At 66.4% G+C, this 1634-nt stretch carries 2 pseudogenes; both read left to right on the top strand.

Features of this window, described 5'->3' with window-relative positions:
• Nucleotides 1-849, top strand: a pseudogene (locus ACT4N8_RS12825) (DNA-directed RNA polymerase subunit beta'); the annotation flags it as partial.
• A gap of 186 nt (nucleotides 850-1035) precedes the next feature.
• Nucleotides 1036-1634: pseudogene (locus ACT4N8_RS12830) on the top strand (glycosyltransferase); the annotation flags it as partial.

The raw sequence follows: 1634 nt of genomic DNA on the forward strand, positions 1-1634 counted from the left end.
GCGATCATCCCCGACGAGGGCGGCGAGCCGGTCGAGTATCTGATCCCCAAGTCCAAGGTGATCGACGTCCAGGAAGGCGATTTCGTCAAGCGCGGCGACAATCTGATCGGCGGCTCGCCCGATCCGCACGACATCCTCGAGGTGCTCGGGGTCAAGGCGCTGGCCGAATATCTCGTCTCGGAAATCCAGGAAGTCTATCGATTGCAGGGCGTTAAGATCAACGACAAGCATATCGAGGTGATCGTTCGCCAGATGCTGCAGAAGGTCGAGATCACCGAATCCGGCGATTCCACCTTCCTGGTCGGCGAGCAGATCGACCGGCAGGAGATGAACGAGGCCAATGCCAGGCTGAAGGCGATGCCCGGCCGGAAGAAGCCCGCGGAAGGCAAGCCGGTGCTGCTCGGCATCACCAAGGCGAGCCTGCAGACCCGCAGCTTCATCTCGGCCGCCTCCTTCCAGGAGACGACCCGGGTCCTCACCGAGGCTTCGGTGCAGGGCAAGGTCGACGACCTCGAAGGCCTCAAGGAGAACGTCATCGTCGGCCGCCTGATTCCGGCCGGCACCGGCGCGGGCATGAAGCGGATGCGGGTCGCGGCCTCGTCGCGCGACGCGGCGCTCCGCGCCCAGCAGCGCTCGCTCCAGGAGGCGCTCATCGCCGCCAATTCGGCGGCCGAGGAGCACGAGGCCGAGCTCGCCCAAGGCATGGAGGCTGCGATCCAGGCGGATCCGCTCGCCGCGGTGACGCCGAGCGGCCACGGCACCGACGCCGACGCCGGGGAATATCTCGAGGAGGCGAAGGCCGAGACCGAAACCCCGGTCGAAGCGGGCGCCGAAGGCACCGAGGAATAGTCCCTCGGGGCGCAAGCGAAACTGAAGCGCCCCGCCGGTCGGTCCGGCGGGGTGCTTTCATTTGAACGGAGCCATGAAAGAAGCCTTCGCCCTCTTCCTGCTCGCGCTCCTGATCGTGCCGCCGATCATCTGGATTCGGCGCGTGCGGCGCTTCTTTCGCGATCATCCGCGGCGGGACGAGCCCTGATGGACGTGACCGGGCTTCGCGTCGCCATCTTCAGCGGCAATTACAATTACGTCCGCGACGGGGCGAACCAGGCGCTGAACCGGCTCGCCGACTACCTGCTGCGCCAGGGCGCGGCGGTGCGCGTCTATTCGCCGACCACCAAGACTCCCGCCTTCGAGCCCAAGGGCGAGCTGATCTCGCTTCCGGCGCTGCCGATCCCGGGGCGCTCCGAATATAGAGTGGGAATGGCGATCCCGCCCCGCGCGAAGCGGGACTTGAGGGCCTTTCGTCCCAACATCATCCACGTCGCCAGCCCCGACATTACCGGCCACCGCGCGGTGACGCTGGCGCGCAAATGGGACCTACCCGTGATCGCCTCGGTCCACACAAGGTTCGAGACCTATCCGCGCTATTACGGGCTCGCCTTCCTCGAGCCGCTCGTGCTCGCCTTGCTGCGCCGCTTCTACCGGCGTTGAGACGCTATCTTCGCGACCTCCGATTCGATGGCGCAGCTGCTCCGCGACCAGCGGATGAACTATGACGTCGGCATCTGGACGCGTGGCATCGACCGCGAGATCTTCAATCCCGAGCGTCGCGACCTGGCCTGGCGGCGCGGCCT

Origin of the sequence: Sphingosinicella sp., from assembly GCF_052387495.1 — a bacterium.
Lineage (GTDB): Bacteria > Pseudomonadota > Alphaproteobacteria > Sphingomonadales > Sphingomonadaceae > Allosphingosinicella.